This is a genomic window from Embleya sp. NPDC001921, assembly GCF_053594475.1.
Map to the genome: position 1 here is coordinate 258,141 of NZ_JBSFEO010000003.1, position 16,822 is coordinate 274,962.

The window sequence follows — 16,822 nt, forward strand, 5'->3', positions numbered from 1 at the left end:
CTGAGCGCGGCCCCGCCGCGCCGGAGCGCATGGGGGCGACGCATGATGCGGACGCTCTCCGGCGCCCGGATCAACCCAACAGACCGCGGGGGCTCGGCGACAGCCGGGTACGGAAGCATCGCTCCGGCGTACGCTCACCCGAACGGGAATCCACGCCTCCACACCCCACCATCGCGTGGTTTCGCGCCGGGCCACCCGGATCGTGGGACCTGCCGGCGCTCGGGTCGAACCCCCGGGCGGGCCGCGGTCGTCAGTGGTAGCCGCTCAGCCCGTCCGCCAACTCCGCGCGGTCGCCGTCCCGGAGCGCGGCCAGCGCCTGCTGCAGCGCGAACGTGCCGCGGATCGCGGCGACGCGCTCGCGGCCGGCGGCCTCGGGTATGCCCATCAGGTCGAGTACCTCGTCGAGCAGGTCGTCACCATGGGTCGCGGCGATCGCCGCCAGATCCTCCGCCGGATCGCCGAGCGAGACGTCGTCCCAGTCCAGCACGCCGCTCAACCGAGGCACGCCGTCGACGGTGGTCCACAACACGTTCGCACCGCCCAGGTCGCCGTGCACCACGGCGGTCGCGACGGGCGACAGGGCCAGTACGGCCGCCAGTTCGAGATCTGCGCGGCGGCGGCCGGCCGCGGACATGAGCGGGTACAGCTCCGCACGCACGTCGCGGACGAACCCGGTCCACGCGCCCCCGGAGCCCGGGTCCGCGCGGCGCAGCCCGGCACGCACGTCGGGGTCGGCCGCGGCGCCGGCCAGGGCGGTCAGCAACTCGGCGTACCGCGCCGCCGCTTCCGCCGGGACGGGCGCGTCCGGATCCAACGGCTCGCCCGGGAGCCGGCCCAGGAGCAGATATCCGGGATCGTGTCCCGCCCCGAGCGGTTCGGGGGTGCGCACGCCGAGCGACAACCCGGCGAGCAGCCGCAGTTGCGCGGCTCGACGCGGCAGTCGGCGCTCGGCCGCGTCGGTCCGCGCAAAACACACCACCCGCGTCGCCCCGAGCACGACATCGTGGAACTGACCCCGCCGTACCGTCAACGCGGCGGGATCGTCGTTGGGCAGGAGCCGGGCGAGCAACCCGGCGTGCCTGATGAGCACGTCCTCGTCGGCATCCGGTGGCCCGGACCGCGCGCGTTCACTGGTCACTTCGCGATCATGCCGGCAGGCCCGAACGACCCTGACGGGGCCACCCGCCGCCTCGGCGAACGCGAACGCGCACCCGCGCGCCTGTTCGGGCCGGCCGCGTGGGTCGTCACGATCCCGCCGCTTCCCGGTTTCCGCGGCCCCCTCCTCGAACAGCCCGACACGGCGGGTGCCGGACGGCGCTCACGACCGCGTGTCCGCGTGGAGACGCCCCCGATTCCCGGCGCGGCGCTCAGACCGCCATGGCGCGTTCCGCGCGCAGCGCCGCGGCGATCTCGACGCAGCGGCGGGTCTGGATTCGGACCAGGTCGAGGGATGTGAGGGTGGGGTCGCCGGTGCCGCCCTCCAGGTTCGTCGCAGGGGGGAGTGTGGCCACCGAGCACTCCGGCTCGCGTGCGTGGCCGCCGGGCGCGGGCCGGTGGACGATGCCGAAGCTGCGCATCAGCCCGCCGTGCAACGTGCCGGGCGCCGGCGTGGTCACGAACACGCCGAACACCTGCTCCTCGGTGCGGCGCTCCCACGCGCCGCGCATCTCGCGTGCGGCCGACGCGGTGGCCGGCGCGGTCGCGGAGTCCGAGAGTCGGCGCAACGACGCGACCACGTCGCGATCCCGCGCCGGAGCACCGAGCACGACGACGTCGGCCCAGCTCAGATCGCGCGCGGTCGCGGGTGGATCCGCTCTCGGGTCCGCCGGTTTCGGGTCCGACTCGGCCTCCGGAAGCCGGCGCAACCGGACGTCGGCGCCGGTGTTCCAGGCGACCGCCGCCACCGCGTCGGCGAGCGCCCGAACGCACTCGGCGGTGTCGTGGTAGACCACTGTGACCTTGATCGTCATGTTGCCGTCTCCTTTGCCGATCCTGCGGCGCGCGGCCGCCTCCCCGAAACCGGGACTTCTTCACGCTAGGCGTGGACCGCCTTCCCGGAGATGGCCGTACGCGCCACGAAGAGGACTCCGCGCGCCGGCCGGCGGTCGATGGTGGTCGAACGAGTCGGTAGTGCCAGTCGATACCAGGCCGCACCGACATCGGCGCCCGAATCGCGGCGAGGCCCACCCCGCCCGCGCGGCACACCTCGTCGGAACGCGGCACATCCCCGTCCGGACCGCCGGAGGCAGGCGAAACGGCGAGGCAACGCCTCGAATGCGCCGATTCCGGAGCGCGACCGGTCGCCGGCCCCGGGTCCACCCTCGATTAACGCGTACCGGCGCGTCCGCGAAATGAACCCCCGGAGAACGGAAGGTACTTACCGTCGGACAACCGCCCGCGGACACCGGCGCAGCCGCCCGCCACCGGCCGTAGCGACCTCGGCGACCGACGCGAGCGCGTGTGAATCGGGTACCGATGCCGCGGTGGGCTACCGTCACTGTGCCCCCTCGCCCGAACCACCCGTCCGAGCCCCCACCCCCGTCGCCACCCCGCCCGACCCGTACCCAGGAGACCCGACCGATGGCGCTGGACCCGCTGGACAGCCGGATCATCACCGCGCTCATCGACGACGCGCGTTCGACCTACGCCGAGATCGGCGCCCTGGTCGGTCTGTCCGCGTCCGCCGTCAAACGTCGGGTGGACCGGCTGCTGGCCGCCGGTGTGATCACCGGCTTCTCCGCGTCGGTGGAGCCGGCCGCGCTGGGGTGGAGCACCGAGGCGTTCGTCGAGTTGTACTGCGTCGGGCGCACCTCGCCGAGCGCGATCGGACGGGCGCTGGCGAAGTTCCCCGAAGTGGTCTCGGCGAGCACCGTCACCGGCGACGCGGACGCGGTGATCCACCTGCTCGCCGAGGACGTCCAGCACTTCGAACGCATCCTGGAGCGCATCAACGCGGAGCCGTTCGTGGTCCGCACCAAGAGCTCTGTCGTGCTTTCCCGGCTGGTCAGGCGCAATGGAACGACTTGGCAGGGAGTGGAGACGCAATAGATCGGCGTCGACGCGCAAGATCGACCTCTTGGCCCGATCGCACACCCGTACGTAGGGTTTGAGGTGCCGGTGCGGACCAACCCGGCGCCCCACGGTTTTCGTTTGGAACACCGACCCGCGCGGGATACGCCACCGCGGGAAACCCACCCTGCGCGGGAAACGCCGCCCGAACGCGCCGAGAGATTGTCGAGCCCCGTCATGCGCATGCACCGGTACGACCCCGCCCTCGCCGACCTGGTCTTCGACTACATGCGCGAGCGGCTCGCACTGGACCCGGTCCCGCTGGACCACCCCGGGCGCAAGGACAAGCTCGACCGCGCGCTCGACGGCCTGATCGGCGCGCGGGGCAACGACCCGGGCGACGTGCTGGCGATCTACGCCGACCAGCTCGCGCCGGCGGTCATCTCCTGCGACAGCCCGCGCTTCCTCTCCTTCATCCCGGCCGCGCCGACCAAGGCCGCGCTGCTGTTCGACATGGTCGTCTCGTGCGCGTCCCTCCAGGGCATCTCGTGGCTGGAGGCGGCCGGCGCGGTGGCCGCCGAGAACCAGGTGCTGCGGCTGATCGCGGACCTGGCCGGGCTGCCCGCGAGCGCCGGCGGCTGCTTCGTCAGCGGCGGCTCGGCCGGCAACCTGTCCGCGCTCGTGGTCGCCCGGGACATGGGCCGGCGGCGTACCGGTGCCACCGCCCGGGACCGCCTGCGGATCGCGGTCAGCGACCAGGCGCACTCCTCGATCGGCAACACGCTGCACATCATCGGCATGGACGCGCTCGTGGTGAAGACCACCGACCACCGCCTGACCGGCGAGGCGCTGCGCGCCGCACTGGACGCCGACCCGGACGTGGCCGACGTGGTGGGCGTGGTCGCCACCGCCGGCACCACCAACGCGGGCATCATCGACGACCTGGCCGGGATCGGCGCGGTCGCCCGCGAGCGCGACCTGTGGTTCCACGTGGACGGCGCCTACGGCGGCGCCGGCCTGCTCGCGCCCAGCGTGCGCGCCCGCTACGACGGGATCGAGCTGGCCGACTCGTTCGTGATCGACCCGCACAAGTGGCTGTTCGCGCCGTTCGACTGCGCCGCGCTGGTGTACCGCGACCCGGCCCTGGCCCGCGGCGTGCACACCCAGGACGCGTCCTACCTGGACGTCCTGCACACCGACGCGCCCGAAGAGTGGAACCCGACCGACTACGCGTACCACCTCACCCGCCGTGCCCGCGGCCTGCCGCTGTGGTTCTCGCTGGCCGTGCACGGCACCGACGCGTACACCGAGGCGATCGAGACCGCGCTCACGCTGGCCCGGGACACCGCCGAGCTGATCCGGGCCACCCCGCACCTGGAGCTGATCCGCGACCCCGAGCTGTCCGCGGTGCTCTTCCGGCGGGTCGGCTGGAGTGCGGACGACTACCTGCGGTGGTCGCACCGGCTGCTGGCCGGCCAGGTGGGCTTCGTCACGCCGACCGGTTGGGAGGGTGAGACGGTGGCTCGCTTCGCCTTCCTGCATCCGGGTACGACCATGGCGATGGTCGAGGAGATCATGGCCACGATGGTGTAACGCCCTACGGCCTGCCGCTCGCGCGTTCGGGTCGCCGTGGCCCAGACTGGAAGCCGATGGACGGCTTCCGGGGGCCGGGCGCCTCACGGGACCCGGGGCTGGAGAGGACAGGCGTGGCGCTGGACGAGTACGCGGACCCGCCGATGATGGTGCCGGAGGTCGACGCCGTGACCGGCGCGGTCGCGCGCCTGGTCGGGGTCGAGGGCGACGATGTGCGCGAGGCCGGCGCCTACGCGGTCTTGCAGGGTCTGCTCGACGGCACGCCCGCCGCGGTCGCGGTGATGAGCCCGAGCCTGCGCTACCTGTACGTCAATCCGGCGCTGGCCCGGATGAACGGTGTCTCGGCCGAGCAGCACCTGGGCCGGAGCATCGGCGAGGTGCTCCCGGAGGTGGACGCCAAGGACGACATCCTGCGGGCGGTGCTCAGCGACGGCGTGGCCCGCGAGGCCACCTCCACCGGCATCACGCACGCGGGTCCGCCCGAGCGCCGCTGGTGGCACGGCGCCTACCACCGCCTGGAGCACGAGGGCGTGGTGGTCGGTCTGGCGGGCGTGATACTCGAGGTCTCCGAGTCCCGCCGCACCCAGATGGAACTGGACGCGGCCCGCCGCCGGCTGGCGTTCCTGGACGCCGCCGCGACCCGGGTCGGCACCACCCTGGACCTGGTGGAGACCTGCGAGGAACTGGCCGAACTGTTCGTCGCCGAGCTCGGCGACGTGGCCGCGGTAGACGTGTTCGCGGTCGAGGGCGCCAACGGCACACCGCACGCGCCGCAGGACATGGTCCGGATGTGGCGGGCCGCGCTGTCGCACCGGCCGGGGATGGCCGAACAGGCCGCGATCCTGCGCCGGCCCGGCGAGAACGTGGACTACCAACAGGGCTCGATGGTGCCGCGCGCCCTGAGCGAGCGCAGCCCCGTGGTGGTCAACCGGGCGAGCGACGAGGAACTGGCCCGCGAGGTCTCCAGCCCGGACCGACTCGCGGTCTTCCGCTCGGTCGGCCTGCACTCGGTGGTCGCGCTGCCCTTGGTCGCCCGCGGCAGCGCGATCGGCATGGTCACCCTGGCCCGGCACGGCGCCGTACCGGCCTTCTCCACCGAGGACGTGGTGCTGGCCCGGGACCTGGCCCGGCGCGGGGCGATCAGCGTGGACAACGCACGCCGCTACGCGCACGAGCACGACATCGCGCTGGCCCTGCAGCACGCGCTGCTGGCCGCGCCGGACGCACCGCACCCGGACATCGAACTGGCCTCGCGCTACCGCCCGGCGGGCAGCAGCGTGGAGGTGGGCGGCGACTGGTACGACGCGGTCGCGCTCAGCGGCGGGCGCACCCTGCTCGCGGTCGGCGACGTGATGGGCCACGGCGTGCAGGCCGCCGTGGAGATGAGCCAGTTCCGGGCCCTGCTGCGGGTGCAGGCGCGCTCCGATCTGGAGCCACACGAGATCCTGGCCGCGGTGGACCGCACCAGCACCAAGGCGGGCATCGAGCGGGTGGCCAGTTGCCTGCTGGTGCTGGTGGACCCGGAGGCGGGCACGGTCACCTTCGCCAGCGCCGGCCATCTGCCGCCGCTCCTGGTCGGGCCCGGCGACGCGGCCGAACTCGTGGACGTCCCGGTCGGACCGCCGCTGGGCACCGGATTCGGCGGCTACACCTCGGTGCGCCGGCGCAGCCAGCCGGAGCGGGTCCTGGTGATGTACACCGACGGCCTGGTCGAGCGCCGGGGCGAGGACATCGGCGAATCGCTCCAGCGGCTGATCCACGTGGGACTGACCGCCGAGACGCCGCTGGTGCGCCTGGTGGACACGCTGATCGCGCGGATGATCACCGACAAGCCGGAGGACGACATCGCGGTCCTGGCCGCCCGCCAACACCCGCCCGGCGAAGCGGCGGGACCGGCCGCGGGCCGGTGACCCGGGTGCTCGCCGAGAGGCGACGGGCGGCACGAGCAGGTGATGGGGGCTCAGCGGATTCCGACGATGGTGACGGTGACGCAGCGGTCCTCGATGACGAAGGTGGCCTCACCCTCGACGCAGAACGCGTACCTGCGGGTGTTGGGGCGCTTCGTTCGCCGACGCCCACGCGCCACGGGTCCGACGCCGGACTGCGGATCATGTCGGCGTAGGCGCTCTGTACGTGCGGCTTGGCGTTCCGGATCCAGCTCTGCGGTTGCGAGAGGGACTCCACCCGGTAGGCCATGATTCACTCGTCCCACTCGGGTGGAAGCGCCGGCACGGTGTCGACCGGCAGGCCGGCATTGATCCGCCGGATGGCCTCGGCCATCTCCGGCCAGTCGGGCAGTCGCCGGTGGTACAGAGTGACCTGCCCTTGCGGAAGCATCTCGGCGAGCGGCGCCAAGTCTCCGGTGGCCTTCGCGTGGTCGAGGACGCGGATGTACTCCTCCTCGAACCGGGCCCGTAGGTCTTCGGGGAGCTCGGCCCGGAGTTCCGCAGGCGTCGGATGGTGGTCGCCGCCGAAGCCGATGACGCGTTCGGGGGCCCGGGGACCGCGCGGTGTCTCGTCCATGCCGTCAGCCTGGCAGGGCGTGTGCGGGCGCAACCAGACGGCGCGCGACGCGAAGCGGTCGATCGGGCGCGTCGGCGGGCGCCAGGCTCGGTTCCGTCAGTCGGTGCGCGGGGTCGGCCGGCTCAGCGTGTGGCGCGTGCCCACGACTCGGGGACGCGGGTGTGCGGGCGGTGCCGGTGCCGGCGGCGACGCGACCAGGCTGCCGGCGATGGTGTCCTCGAAGCGGCGGCGGATCGGGCGCCAGCGGGCGTCGTGGCGTGCGGCGCGGGCGGTGGCGCGACGCAGCTTGTGCGGCTTGTCGTGGTAGCGCCGCCTGGCCCACGGCGACCCCGGCCGGGCCAGCCGGATCGCCGCGACGATGTTGACGAACGGGACGAAAATGCCGATCACCCCGGTGGCGACCTTGCCCTTGGCGAACGTGATCGCCGCCATCGCCACGTCGAGCAGCAGCACGATCAGCCACGCCACCCGGTCGTCGACGGTGTCGCCCTCGGGGGTCGCGTCGAAGGGCACGAACCCGCTCGCCGCCAGACCGGCCGCGGCGGTGGCCAGCACGGTGGCCTCGATCGAGATCCGGCCCTGCTCGGTCCAGTACACGTCGGCCAGATGCACGATCATCCCGAACTCGTCCAGCACCAGCCCCGCGCCGATCCCGAGCAACACCCCCGCGACCGACCGGCCGACCAGGTACTCGCCGGCGCCGACCGCGAGGAAGCCGCCGAGCAGGGCGAGCACGATGCCGGGCACCACGTGGTGGATGTGCACACCGCCGCTGCCGATGTTGTGGAACGGCCCCCGGCCGGCCCGGATCAACCGGGTGATCGTCCGCGTCACCAGGAAGGTGATCAGCAGCGACGCGAACGCCAGGCTCATCGGCAACCGGCCGTCGCGGATCATCGTGTCGTGCCACCAGCCGGCCGACTCCAGGTGCTCCGGCGCCATCGGTACCCCTTTCCGCGTTCGTGCTCGTGTTCCCGATCGGGGGCGGCGCACGAACGCCGAACAGGTGAACCGGGCCGAGTCCTCGGGCGCCGCGGTGACCAAGCGGTCGTGCTCTCGTTGGGCGGGACATGATCAAGCGCATCGCAGCCGCCGCCCTGGCCGGCACCGCACTCGCGGTCCTCGCCGCGTCCGCCGCCCACGCGCAGGAGCCGACGCCGAACACCGGCAAGGTCGCCGGTGTCCCCTCCGCCGTCTACCCGGACGGCCTCAACAACCTGAACCACGTCAACCAGGTCGCGAGCACCCTGCCGCTGTAGGGCATCCGCGCCACGGACGGGCGTGGTGTCCCGGTCCGGCCCCGAGCGGGGACACCACGTCCCGGGCACCGCACCCGCGCGGACCGCACGCCCGGGTCACTCGTCGTCGAGCGCCCGGCGCAGTTCCTCGGTCTCGCGGTTGGCGGCGGCGAGGTCGTCCGTCATCCGACGGGTGCCCTCGGCCACCCCCGCGTCCCAGATCCGTTGCACGAGGGCGCTCGCCCGATCCTGCGGCAGGTCGGTCTCGCGCATCAGCAGCTCGGTCAGCTCGATGATCGGGTGTTTGGGATGCATAGCCCCAGCAGACCCGCCGACGGGCCCGGCCGCACCCGGGGCACGGCCGGTCGGGGGAGCGAGCGCGCCGGCCGCGCGTGGGAGGCCGGCTACGCCTTGAGGTGCTCCCACGCCCGCGGGTGGGTGGTCAGGTAGCCGGCCAGGTTCTGCGCCGGCCGGCCGGTCAGGTTCGGGACCGCGGTGGACACCTCGCTCATCTCGCCGGTCGCGATCGCCTCGTACGAGGTCACCCAGCCGGCCATCTCCCACGCGGGCGCGTTGTACTGCGCGCGCGAGGCGTACGCCTGATTCCGGGTCTCCGCGATGTAGCGGATCGGCCGCCCGGCGAAGCGGGTCAGTTCGGCCGCCGCCTCGGCGAGCGTGATCGCCTCGGGGCCGGTGAGGTCGTAGCGGAGGCCGTCGTGCGCGTCGCCGCCGAGCAGGACGGCCGCCGCCGAGTCGGCGACGTCGTCGTGGGCCACCGCCGAGACCCGCCCCTCCCCGGCCGGGCCGCGGATGATCCCGTCCGCGCCGACCATGGCCGGCAGCCCGGCCAGGTAGAGGCTGTCGCGCAGGAACGTGTACCGCAGCCCGGTGGCCCGGATGTGCTGCTCGGTGTGCCAGTGGTCGCGGGCGAACGTGAAGGTCGCGTCCGGCGCCGCGCCCAGGAAGGACACGTACACGATCCGCCCGACCCCCGCCGCCACCGCCGCGTCCACGGCGGTGATGTGCTCGCGGACCCGATCGGCGCTCTCCCGCGCGGACACCAGGAACAGCGTGTCCGCCCCCGCCAGGGCCCGTCGCATCGCCGCGTCGTCGCCGTAGGACGCCGGCGGCGCCTTGACCGCGCCCTCGAACTCCGGCAGCCGGGACGGGTCCCGCCCCAACAGGCGCTGCGCCGCGCCGGCCTCGGCCAGCCGCCGGGCGACCCGGCCGCCGACCTGCCCGCCCGCTCCGGTGACCGCGATGACTGGACCCATGACGACGTCCTCTCCCGACGGGGACGGCCCGACAGCACCCGGCCGCTCGGCCACCGACCCTACTGCGCGGTTGTCCGACATCCGCCGAACCACGCCCGCACGGCGCGCCCTTGCCGCCGGCCCGGGTGCGCCGGGCGGCGACGGGGCGAGTCAGCGGGGGTCGTCGATCGTGCCGAGTACCCGGTCCACCAGCGGACGCGCCCGGTCGACCAACTCGTGTGCCTGGTCGGGGTACTTCGCGGCCAGGACCACCGCGCCGATCACCAACAGCAGCAGGAGCAGGCCGGAACCGCGCGAACGGCCGCCGCGCCGGCGCCGCCGGTCGGCGGCTGCCGCCTGCTCCGCGAAGACGCGCCGGTTGACGCCGTCCTGGAACGCCTGAGCCTGTCGTGCCGCCTGCATTCCCGGATCGATGGGCATCCGGGCCCCCTTCCCCCCTGCCCGCGCGATCGCGGGTCATCGGTGGGGACGGGCCGGGTGGTCGCCGTGGTTCGCCGTATGCGGGGCTGTCACCGCGTCGGAACCGATCCGTGACGGTGGCGGTCCGGGCCGGCGGGCGCGGCGCGCGCACGAGTTCGCGATCGGACCGGGCTACTCGTCCCACCAGCGGTCGCCCTGCTCGCGGCGGTTGGCCACGATCGCGGCGAACGGCGGGATCGCCATCGCGACGACGGTCATGCCCGCGGCCGCGGCGACCGACCAGCGGTAGACCACCGTGCCGGCCAGCAGGAACAGCAGCAGACAGACGCCCATCATCACGAAATAGCGCTTGCGGCGCCGCCGCTGGGACGGGACCGGCCCGGATGGAGTGGCACCCCCTCGACCGGGGCCGCCCGGATCGTTGGAGTTCATGTGTTCACGGTACGACTTCGCACCGCCGGACGGGCCCGCCCCGCACGCGCGGTCGCGCCATCCCAAGGAGTCACTCCCGGATGACAATATTGGTATAGACCTTTCGCGTCGGACGGTGTTGACTGGCGTCGAGGCGGGGCCGTGGGTCCGTGCCGATCGCCGGAAAGGAATCAGTCGCCATGACGACCGTCTCCCCTCCGTACGCCGGCGCGCCCGTCGCCTATCTCAGGTGCTATCCGCGCGACCCGTGGGAGATGGCCGCGCATCGCAACGCGCTGACCGCCTACGCGCACGGGCTCGGTCTGAATCAGCCCGTGGTGTGCCTGGACAACGGCGTGTCCTCGCGGGAACAGGCGCCGGAGCTGGAGAACCTGCTGGCCCAAGTGGCCGCCGGCGCGGTGCGCACCGTGCTGATACCGGGCCTGTGGGTGTTCGCCCTGGACCCCGAACGGGCCCGGGCCACCGCCGACCGGTTCCGCGCCGCCGGCGCCGAGATCATCGACCTTCCGGGCCGCTGGCACGAGCGCGACGGCCGCCGCGTGTCCCGGTGGTGACCTCCCGCCGCGTGACAGGGCGCTGATTTCCTCCCGGGCCGGGGCGATTGCGCGCGACCCGGGAGCCGGGCGATCCCCGGCCGAGTGGTCCCGAGCCGAGTGATCACAAGGCGAGTGACCCCGAGTCGAGTGGTCCCAAGCCGAGTGGTCCCGAGTCGAGTGATCACAAGGCGAGTGATCCGAGCGACCCGGGAGCCGGGCGATCGCGCGCGGTCAGGCCGAGGCCGCCGCGCGCACCGTGTGACTCAGGAGCAGGGCGGTCGTCACCGGCCCCACACCGCCCGGCACCGGGGTGAGCGCGCCGGCCATCGGCGCGACGGACGCCGCGTCCACGTCGCCGACCAGACCGCCGTCGGCGGTGGGGTTGGTGCCCACGTCGACCACGACCGCGCCGGGCGCGACGTGTTCGGCGGTGATCAGCCCGGCGCGGCCGACGGCGGCGACCAGGACATCGGCGGTCGAGGTGAACCGGGCCAGGTCCTTGGTCCGGGAATGGCAGATGGTGACCGTCGCGTCGCGGTCGAGCAGCAGGTGCGCGGCGGGCTTGCCGACCACCGTCGAGCGGCCGACCACCACGACGTGCCGGCCGCGGAGTTCGACGCCGTGGTGGTCCAGGATCGTCACCACCGCCTCGGCCGTGGCGGGCGCGAAGGCGGGCAGACCGGCGGCGAGCCGGCCGAGCGAGAGCGGGTTCGCGCCGTCCACGTCCTTGCCGAACACGATCGCGCCGGCCAGGTCGGCCGGCACCGCGCCGTCCGGCAGCGGGGTCTGCAGGATGATCCCGTGCACCGCGTCGTCCGCGCTCAGCGCCGCCAACGTGCCCCGGATCGTCTCGGGGGCCGCGTCCGGACCGAGGTCGACCACGTCGCAGGTGATGCCCACCTTCGCCGCCGCCGCGGCGATCGAGCGCACGTACCACGCACCGGCCTCGTCGGCTGTGGCCACCACGACCGCGAGGGTGACCGGGGTGCCGGCCCCGGCGAGCAGCGCGGCCCGGGTCGCGGTCTCGGCGCGGATCGCGGCGGCCGCATCCTTGCCGGAGAGCACCCGCGCGGTCATCGGTTGACCTCCTTGCGGACGGCCGCGGTGACCTGGTCGGCGCGCACCGCGATGTCGTCCACCCGACCGGCCTGCGTACGCAGTTCGGCGCGGGCCGTCTCGTCCTTGATCCCGCGGAGGTTGATCTCGATGTTCACCCGCGCCGTGGTGGCCGCCGCGCGGGCCGCCTCCGCGGCCGCGGCCACGTCGGTGACCACGTTGGGATTGCCGATCGGCAGCAGCTTCTCGGCCAGTTCGACGCACGCGGCGGCCAGTACGACCACCTCCGCCGGCGGCTTGGCCGCGCCGACCAGCGCGGCGGCGATCGTGGCCGAGCGCTCGGCCGAGGCCTCGTCGGTGTCCGCGGGCAGCCGGTAGGCCTCCGTCACCGCGGTGAACGCGGCCGCGTCCTCCCCGGCCAACCGCAATGCCACGTCCCGCAGTTCGTCGGTGAGCGCGATCACCTGGGCGATCGAGGAGGCGTGCTCGGCGTACCTGTCGCCGGTGGTGTAGCGCGCGACCATGCCGAGCAGCGCCGCGGCCTGGGCGGCGTGCAGCGCGGCGGCCGCACCACCACCCGGCGCCGGTACCCGGTCGGCGAGGTGCTTCAGGTATTCGCTGATCTTCTCGTCGCGCATGGGTGCCCGTCCTTCGGTCGGTGGGGCCGCGACGGGTCCTGGACCCCCCGACCGGCACCACGACGGGGCATCGAGCACACACGCCTCGGCGCACGTCCGGAAATCCTCGCACGACGCGGCCGAAAGCCCGGAAAACCGGAGGTGGCAGGCCCCCGCCCCGCACCGACGACTCAGCCCGACGCGCCCTGGGCGGGCCGGTCCTCGCGGTGGTCCACGCACCACACGACCGCGGTCGCGTTGTCGTGGCCGCCCGCGTCCAGGGTCGCCTTCAGCAACCGGGCGACGATCTCGGTCGGCGCGTCGGGTGCGGCCAGCAGCGCCGCCAGCGGGTGGTAGGCGATCTGCTCGGCGACGCCGTCGGTGCACAGCAGGTACACGTCGCCCGGCCGCAGGCTCACGTTGAGCACGTCCGGCTCGGGGCGACCGGGGTGTCCCACGTAGCGGCTGAGCCGGTAGCGCGCGGCGGCGGCCTGTGGCGACTCGTTCGGGTACCAGCCGTACAGCGCGCCCAGCCACGCCTCGGTGTGATCGACCGTCAACAGGTCCAACCGACCGGCCCGCAGCCGGTACGCGCGCGAGTCGCCGATCTGGACCAGCCAGGCCGCGGCCTCGACGGTCCCGACCGGTGGCGGTGCCGGAGCCGGTGCCGATGCCTGGTCCGGGTCCGGCTCGGCGACCAGTGCGGTGAGGGTGCAGCCGGTGAAGCCGGGCAGGCTCGCGGCCTCGGCCAGTACCAGGTCCTGGATCCGGGCGACGCTCGCTCGCAGGTCCGCCGGGCCCGTCCCGTGCCCGGCGGACGCGGCCCGGCGGATCGACGCGGTGAACTCGGTCATGGTGATCCGCCCGGCCGCCGTGCTGCCGGGCCCGTCGCCCATGCCGTCGGCGACGGCGGCGAGCCGCAGGTCCGGCTCCAGGCCGAGCACGTCGAAGTTGGCCCGGTACTTGTTGCCCACCACCGTGCCCGCGGCCGCGCGCACCCGCACCGGACCCACCGCGAAGCCGGCCGCGGCCTTCGTCCCCGTGTCCTGCCGGCGTCGTCCGAACATCCGCGGCCCCCTTCGCTCCGTTGGGCATACCAGCGGCACGCTATCGGGGGATCAGGCCACCGTGCGGAAATGTGTGGTCAACCGACCCTCGTCGTCGAGCCGGTGGAACGCGAGTGCCGGGGGAATGTCCGGGTTCACGAACGGGGCGTCGTCGTCGACGCGTTCCCACGGCAGGTTGATGGTGGACACCACTCCGGGCGCGACGATCAGTGGCTTGCCGGCGAACGTGGTGGCCGCCGGGGTGTGCGCGTGCCCGCACAACAGGCCCATCACGTTGGGCCGGTCCGCGACGACGGCGGCGAGGCGGTCCGCGCCGAACTGGCGGATCCGGTCGATCTCCGGGCTGCCCAGTTCCACCGGCGGGTGGTGGAAGGCGACGAACACCGGTGCGGAGGAGGGTGCTTCGTCCAGGACGTCAGCCAACCAGGCGAGCGTCTCGTCGGCGAGGAGGCCGTCCGCGCGGCCCGGGATGGACGAGTCGCACAGCGCGAACACCGCGCCGCCGGCCGTGTGGTGCACCCGGTTGATCGGCTCGTCGCCGGCGGGTTCGTCGAACAGTCCCGCGCGAAAGGGCCCGCGCACGTCGTGGTTGCCCGGCAGGATCAGCACCGGGTGCCGGGACGCGAGCAGCGCACGCGCCTCGTCGTACTCGGCGGGCTTGCCGGAGTCCACGATGTCGCCGGTGACCAACACCACGTCCAGGTCGTACGGGAGCGCGTCGAGATGGGCCATGGTCGCCCGGGTGCGCTCGGCCGCGTGCGGCCCGCCGTCGAGGTGGGTGTCACTGAGGTGCGCGAATACGATCATGCGGGCGTCCTTGGGGGAGGGGAAGCGGTGATTCCGGTGTAGTGGGCCGCGATGACGCCGACGCTACGGGGATGACCGGACCAGGGTTAAGATCCAGTGAAATGTTCGAGGATTGGACCAGTTCCCCGATCGACGCGCTCGATCTGCACGTCGAGGTCGACAGCGCCGCCGGTCGCCGCGTCGGCCTGGAGCGCGCGCTGCGCGCGGCGGTGCGGGCCGGGCGGCTGGCACCGGGCACGCCGCTGCCGTCCACCCGCGGCCTGGCCGCCGAATTGGGCTTCGCGCGCGGGACGGTGACCGCGGCGTACGACCAACTGGTCGCCGAGGGGTACCTGATCGCGCGTCAGGGCGCCGCCACCCGGGTCGCGGACCTGCCCCGCCCACCCGCGCGGGACGCGGCGGACACCGGGTCTGCACCGCAGGCGCCGCGCTTCGACCTGCGACCGGGCATGCCGGACGTGTCCGCGTTCCCGACCGCCGCGTGGCTGCGCTCCACCCGCCGAGTGCTGACCACCGCGCGGCCCGCCGACGTGCACGGCGCGGGCGACCCGCAGGGTCGCGTCGAACTGCGCACTGCGCTGGCCGAGCACCTCGGGCGCACCCGCGGCGTGTCGACCACACCCGATCGCATCGTGATCACCTCGGGCTTCTACCAGTCGGCCGGTTTGCTCGCGAGCGTGCTGGCCGAGGCCGGAGTGGCGGCGGTGGGGATGGAGGACCCCGGACACCACGTCTACCGCGACGTGTTCCGGCACGCCGGACGAGTGGTGCTGCCGCTGCCGGTGGACGCCGACGGCGCGCGCCTGGACCGGCCGCTCGATCCGGCGCTGGGCGCGGTGGTGTTGACACCGGCGCACCAGTATCCGACGGGTGTACCGCTGCGACCGGGGCGACGGCACGAGGTGTGCGCGTGGGCGCGCGCGAGCGGCGGCCTGATCGTGGAGGACGACTACGACGGCGAGTTCCGCTACGACCGGCAGCCGGTCGGCGCGCTCCAGGGGATGGCGCCCGAACACGTCGCGTACTGCGGATCGGTGTCCAAGACGCTGGGGCCCGGCCTGCGGCTGGCCTGGATGGCGCTGCCCAAACACCTGGTCGAACCGGTGGTGCGGGCCAAGTACCGGGCCGACTGGCACACCCAGGGGCTGAGCCAACTCGTCCTCGCGGACCTGCTCGCCCGGCACGACTACGACCGGCACGTGCGGGCCGCGCGGCTGAGCTATCGGCGGCGGCGGGAGTACCTGGTGCGCCGGTTCGAGGCGGAACGCCGGGCCGGCGCACTGCGGTTGTGGGGCGTCCCGGCCGGGTTGCACGTGCTGATGACACTGCCGGCGGACGGGCCGACCGAGGAGCGGGTGCTGGCGCGCGCCGCCGAGCGCGGGATGGCGCTGCGCGGGCTGGGCGAGTTGTGGCACCGGGAGGCCCCGGAGCAGGGGATCCTGGTGGGCTTCGCGGCACCGGCGGCGCACGCGTGGACGGGCACGATCGAGGCGCTCGCGGCGGTGCTGCGCGAGCGGTGAACCGCGCCGCGCGCGGCCGGCCGGATCGGGCCCGATCCGGTTCGGCACGTGTGCTCAGGGCGTCCGGATCACCCGGAAGTACAGATGCGTGACCCGCCGGCCCTCGATCACCCTGGTCGCCTCCAACTCGATCGGGGTGTTCGCGAGGTGGTCGAAGAACCGGATGCCCACACCGAGCAGGACCGGCACCAGGTTGACCACCATCTCGTCGATCAGGCCCGCGTTCAGGCACTGGCGCACGACGTCCGCGCCGCCGACACCCACCGTCAGGTCGCCCGCCACCGTCCGCGCCTGCGCGACGGCGCTCTCCACGCCGGTGGTGACGAAGGTGAACGGCGCCCGGGGGTGCGCGGTGACCCAGTCCTCGGGCACGTGATGCGTCACCACGAACACCGGCACACCGAGCGGGTGGCTGCCGTTCCACCCGTCGGTGTGGTCGAACAGGCGGCGCCCGGTCACCATCGCCCCCGCGTTGACCACCAGCTCGCGCAGGTGCCGGGCGCTCGCCTCGGAGGTGCGGAACGTCATCGCCCCACCCGGTGCGGGCGTCTCCACGTTCCCGTTCGAGTACCAGTCGAACAACTCCGCCACGCCGTCCGACGGGTCGGCGATGAACCCGTCCAGCGACATCGTCTTCTCCGCCACCACGATCGCCATCCGGCTGCCCTCCTCGGCCGTAGGCCCCGGCCGGCGCACGCGGCGCGGGCCGGGTCGTCCTTCCAGTCTCGGT

18 protein-coding genes and 1 pseudogene are annotated in these 16,822 nt (G+C 73.8%); 6 read left to right on the plus strand and 13 right to left on the minus strand.

All coding sequences use genetic code 11. The features are described 5' to 3' along the window. Positions 1 to 250: 250 nt before the first annotated feature. Both ACWCPW_RS04620 and ACWCPW_RS04625 read right to left on the minus strand, forming a co-directional pair. Positions 251 to 1,090: a phosphotransferase family protein gene (locus ACWCPW_RS04620; protein WP_449760215.1), complete on the minus strand. Its 840-nt coding sequence runs from the start codon at positions 1,088 to 1,090 to the stop codon at positions 251 to 253. Positions 1,091 to 1,367: 277 nt separating this feature from the next. Further along, on the minus strand, positions 1,368 to 1,970 hold the full coding sequence (locus tag ACWCPW_RS04625) for a hypothetical protein (protein ID WP_449760115.1): 603 nt from the start codon (positions 1,968 to 1,970) through the stop codon (positions 1,368 to 1,370). 610 nt (positions 1,971 to 2,580) lie between these two features. Here ACWCPW_RS04625 and ACWCPW_RS04630 point away from each other — a divergent pair. The 3 genes from ACWCPW_RS04630 to ACWCPW_RS04640 all read left to right on the plus strand — a co-directional run bounded on the left by ACWCPW_RS04630 (position 2,581) and on the right by ACWCPW_RS04640 (position 6,512). Then, positions 2,581 to 3,048 (plus strand): Lrp/AsnC family transcriptional regulator, encoded by a 468-nt coding sequence (locus ACWCPW_RS04630; protein ID WP_449760116.1) that lies wholly within the window; start codon positions 2,581 to 2,583, stop codon positions 3,046 to 3,048. Between the two features lie 198 nt (positions 3,049 to 3,246). Then, entirely contained in the window at positions 3,247 to 4,602 is a 1,356-nt protein-coding gene (locus ACWCPW_RS04635; protein WP_449760117.1) for a pyridoxal phosphate-dependent decarboxylase family protein, read from the plus strand. A gap of 56 nt (positions 4,603 to 4,658) precedes the next feature. After that, a complete protein-coding gene (locus ACWCPW_RS04640) occupies positions 4,659 to 6,512 on the plus strand; it encodes a SpoIIE family protein phosphatase (RefSeq protein ID WP_449760118.1) in 1,854 nt (617 codons plus the stop codon). Positions 6,513 to 6,801: 289 nt separating this feature from the next. On the opposite strand, the gene ACWCPW_RS04645 is transcribed toward ACWCPW_RS04640, so the two are convergent. Further along, complete coding sequence (locus ACWCPW_RS04645; RefSeq protein WP_449760119.1) at positions 6,802 to 7,125, minus strand: DUF6247 family protein; 324 nt, start codon at positions 7,123 to 7,125, stop codon at positions 6,802 to 6,804. A gap of 96 nt (positions 7,126 to 7,221) precedes the next feature. Then, the gene (locus ACWCPW_RS04650) at positions 7,222 to 8,067 is read right to left on the minus strand and encodes a hypothetical protein (protein WP_449760120.1); all 846 of its coding nucleotides are present in this window, start codon (positions 8,065 to 8,067) and stop codon (positions 7,222 to 7,224) included. A gap of 128 nt (positions 8,068 to 8,195) precedes the next feature. Here ACWCPW_RS04650 and ACWCPW_RS04655 point away from each other — a divergent pair, with 128 nt between their 5' ends. Beyond that, positions 8,196 to 8,384: a hypothetical protein gene (locus ACWCPW_RS04655; protein ID WP_449760121.1), complete on the plus strand. Its 189-nt coding sequence runs from the start codon at positions 8,196 to 8,198 to the stop codon at positions 8,382 to 8,384. Between the two features lie 96 nt (positions 8,385 to 8,480). Here ACWCPW_RS04655 and ACWCPW_RS04660 read toward each other — a convergent pair whose 3' ends face one another. The 4 genes and pseudogenes from ACWCPW_RS04660 to ACWCPW_RS04675 form a co-directional block, all read right to left on the minus strand. Further along, complete coding sequence (locus ACWCPW_RS04660) at positions 8,481 to 8,678, minus strand: hypothetical protein (protein ID WP_331770978.1); 198 nt, start codon at positions 8,676 to 8,678, stop codon at positions 8,481 to 8,483. Between the two features lie 89 nt (positions 8,679 to 8,767). Further along, the gene (locus tag ACWCPW_RS04665; protein ID WP_449760122.1) at positions 8,768 to 9,637 is read right to left on the minus strand and encodes an SDR family oxidoreductase; all 870 of its coding nucleotides are present in this window, start codon (positions 9,635 to 9,637) and stop codon (positions 8,768 to 8,770) included. A gap of 150 nt (positions 9,638 to 9,787) precedes the next feature. Continuing rightward, the gene (locus ACWCPW_RS04670; RefSeq protein ID WP_449760123.1) at positions 9,788 to 10,057 is read right to left on the minus strand and encodes a hypothetical protein; all 270 of its coding nucleotides are present in this window, start codon (positions 10,055 to 10,057) and stop codon (positions 9,788 to 9,790) included. A 174-nt stretch (positions 10,058 to 10,231) separates the two neighbouring features. Next, positions 10,232 to 10,489: pseudogene (locus ACWCPW_RS04675) on the minus strand (DUF3099 domain-containing protein); the annotation flags it as partial. A 179-nt stretch (positions 10,490 to 10,668) separates the two neighbouring features. Here ACWCPW_RS04675 and ACWCPW_RS04680 point away from each other — a divergent pair. Continuing rightward, complete coding sequence (locus ACWCPW_RS04680; protein WP_449760124.1) at positions 10,669 to 11,043, plus strand: hypothetical protein; 375 nt, start codon at positions 10,669 to 10,671, stop codon at positions 11,041 to 11,043. Positions 11,044 to 11,256: 213 nt separating this feature from the next. Here the strand turns inward: ACWCPW_RS04680 and ACWCPW_RS04685 are convergent, their stop codons facing one another. From ACWCPW_RS04685 to ACWCPW_RS04700, 4 genes are all read right to left on the minus strand, one after another. Further along, complete coding sequence (locus ACWCPW_RS04685; RefSeq protein WP_449760125.1) at positions 11,257 to 12,102, minus strand: bifunctional 5,10-methylenetetrahydrofolate dehydrogenase/5,10-methenyltetrahydrofolate cyclohydrolase; 846 nt, start codon at positions 12,100 to 12,102, stop codon at positions 11,257 to 11,259. Then, positions 12,099 to 12,719: a cyclodeaminase/cyclohydrolase family protein gene (locus tag ACWCPW_RS04690; protein WP_449760126.1), complete on the minus strand. Its 621-nt coding sequence runs from the start codon at positions 12,717 to 12,719 to the stop codon at positions 12,099 to 12,101. The genes ACWCPW_RS04685 and ACWCPW_RS04690 overlap by 4 nt, the downstream gene beginning before the upstream one ends. Positions 12,720 to 12,889: 170 nt before the next feature. Continuing rightward, positions 12,890 to 13,765 (minus strand): PP2C family protein-serine/threonine phosphatase, encoded by an 876-nt coding sequence (locus tag ACWCPW_RS04695; protein ID WP_449760127.1) that lies wholly within the window; start codon positions 13,763 to 13,765, stop codon positions 12,890 to 12,892. Between the two features lie 51 nt (positions 13,766 to 13,816). Continuing rightward, positions 13,817 to 14,572, minus strand: a complete 756-nt coding sequence (locus ACWCPW_RS04700) for a metallophosphoesterase (RefSeq protein WP_449760128.1) — start codon at positions 14,570 to 14,572, stop codon at positions 13,817 to 13,819. 101 nt (positions 14,573 to 14,673) lie between these two features. Between ACWCPW_RS04700 and pdxR the strand changes: the two genes are divergently transcribed. Beyond that, complete coding sequence (pdxR, locus tag ACWCPW_RS04705; RefSeq protein ID WP_449760129.1) at positions 14,674 to 16,092, plus strand: MocR-like pyridoxine biosynthesis transcription factor PdxR; 1,419 nt, start codon at positions 14,674 to 14,676, stop codon at positions 16,090 to 16,092. 54 nt (positions 16,093 to 16,146) lie between these two features. Here pdxR and ACWCPW_RS04710 read toward each other — a convergent pair whose 3' ends face one another. Further along, positions 16,147 to 16,749, minus strand: coding sequence for a dihydrofolate reductase family protein (locus ACWCPW_RS04710; protein ID WP_449760130.1), 603 nt, complete (start codon positions 16,747 to 16,749; stop codon positions 16,147 to 16,149). Positions 16,750 to 16,822 lie beyond the last annotated feature (73 nt).

What these genes read in the sequence shown, in the direction of transcription:
- ACWCPW_RS04630 (WP_449760116.1), top strand. Translation starts at nt 2,581, where the DNA reads ATGGCGCTGGACCCGCTGGACAGCCGGATCATCACCGCGCTCATCGAC.
- ACWCPW_RS04645 (WP_449760119.1), bottom strand. Translation starts at nt 7,125, where the DNA reads ATGGACGAGACACCGCGCGGTCCCCGGGCCCCCGAACGCGTCATCGGC.
- ACWCPW_RS04670 (WP_449760123.1), bottom strand. Translation starts at nt 10,057, where the DNA reads ATGCCCATCGATCCGGGAATGCAGGCGGCACGACAGGCTCAGGCGTTC.
- ACWCPW_RS04655 (WP_449760121.1), top strand. Translation starts at nt 8,196, where the DNA reads ATGATCAAGCGCATCGCAGCCGCCGCCCTGGCCGGCACCGCACTCGCG.
- ACWCPW_RS04635 (WP_449760117.1), top strand. Translation starts at nt 3,247, where the DNA reads ATGCGCATGCACCGGTACGACCCCGCCCTCGCCGACCTGGTCTTCGAC.
- ACWCPW_RS04625 (WP_449760115.1), bottom strand. Translation starts at nt 1,970, where the DNA reads ATGACGATCAAGGTCACAGTGGTCTACCACGACACCGCCGAGTGCGTT.
- ACWCPW_RS04640 (WP_449760118.1), top strand. Translation starts at nt 4,659, where the DNA reads ATGGACGGCTTCCGGGGGCCGGGCGCCTCACGGGACCCGGGGCTGGAG.
- ACWCPW_RS04685 (WP_449760125.1), bottom strand. Translation starts at nt 12,102, where the DNA reads ATGACCGCGCGGGTGCTCTCCGGCAAGGATGCGGCCGCCGCGATCCGC.
- ACWCPW_RS04660 (WP_331770978.1), bottom strand. Translation starts at nt 8,678, where the DNA reads ATGCATCCCAAACACCCGATCATCGAGCTGACCGAGCTGCTGATGCGC.
- pdxR (WP_449760129.1), top strand. Translation starts at nt 14,674, where the DNA reads ATGTTCGAGGATTGGACCAGTTCCCCGATCGACGCGCTCGATCTGCAC.
- ACWCPW_RS04690 (WP_449760126.1), bottom strand. Translation starts at nt 12,719, where the DNA reads ATGCGCGACGAGAAGATCAGCGAATACCTGAAGCACCTCGCCGACCGG.
- ACWCPW_RS04680 (WP_449760124.1), top strand. Translation starts at nt 10,669, where the DNA reads ATGACGACCGTCTCCCCTCCGTACGCCGGCGCGCCCGTCGCCTATCTC.
- ACWCPW_RS04695 (WP_449760127.1), bottom strand. Translation starts at nt 13,765, where the DNA reads ATGTTCGGACGACGCCGGCAGGACACGGGGACGAAGGCCGCGGCCGGC.
- ACWCPW_RS04710 (WP_449760130.1), bottom strand. Translation starts at nt 16,749, where the DNA reads ATGGCGATCGTGGTGGCGGAGAAGACGATGTCGCTGGACGGGTTCATC.
- ACWCPW_RS04700 (WP_449760128.1), bottom strand. Translation starts at nt 14,572, where the DNA reads ATGATCGTATTCGCGCACCTCAGTGACACCCACCTCGACGGCGGGCCG.
- ACWCPW_RS04650 (WP_449760120.1), bottom strand. Translation starts at nt 8,067, where the DNA reads ATGGCGCCGGAGCACCTGGAGTCGGCCGGCTGGTGGCACGACACGATG.
- ACWCPW_RS04665 (WP_449760122.1), bottom strand. Translation starts at nt 9,637, where the DNA reads ATGGGTCCAGTCATCGCGGTCACCGGAGCGGGCGGGCAGGTCGGCGGC.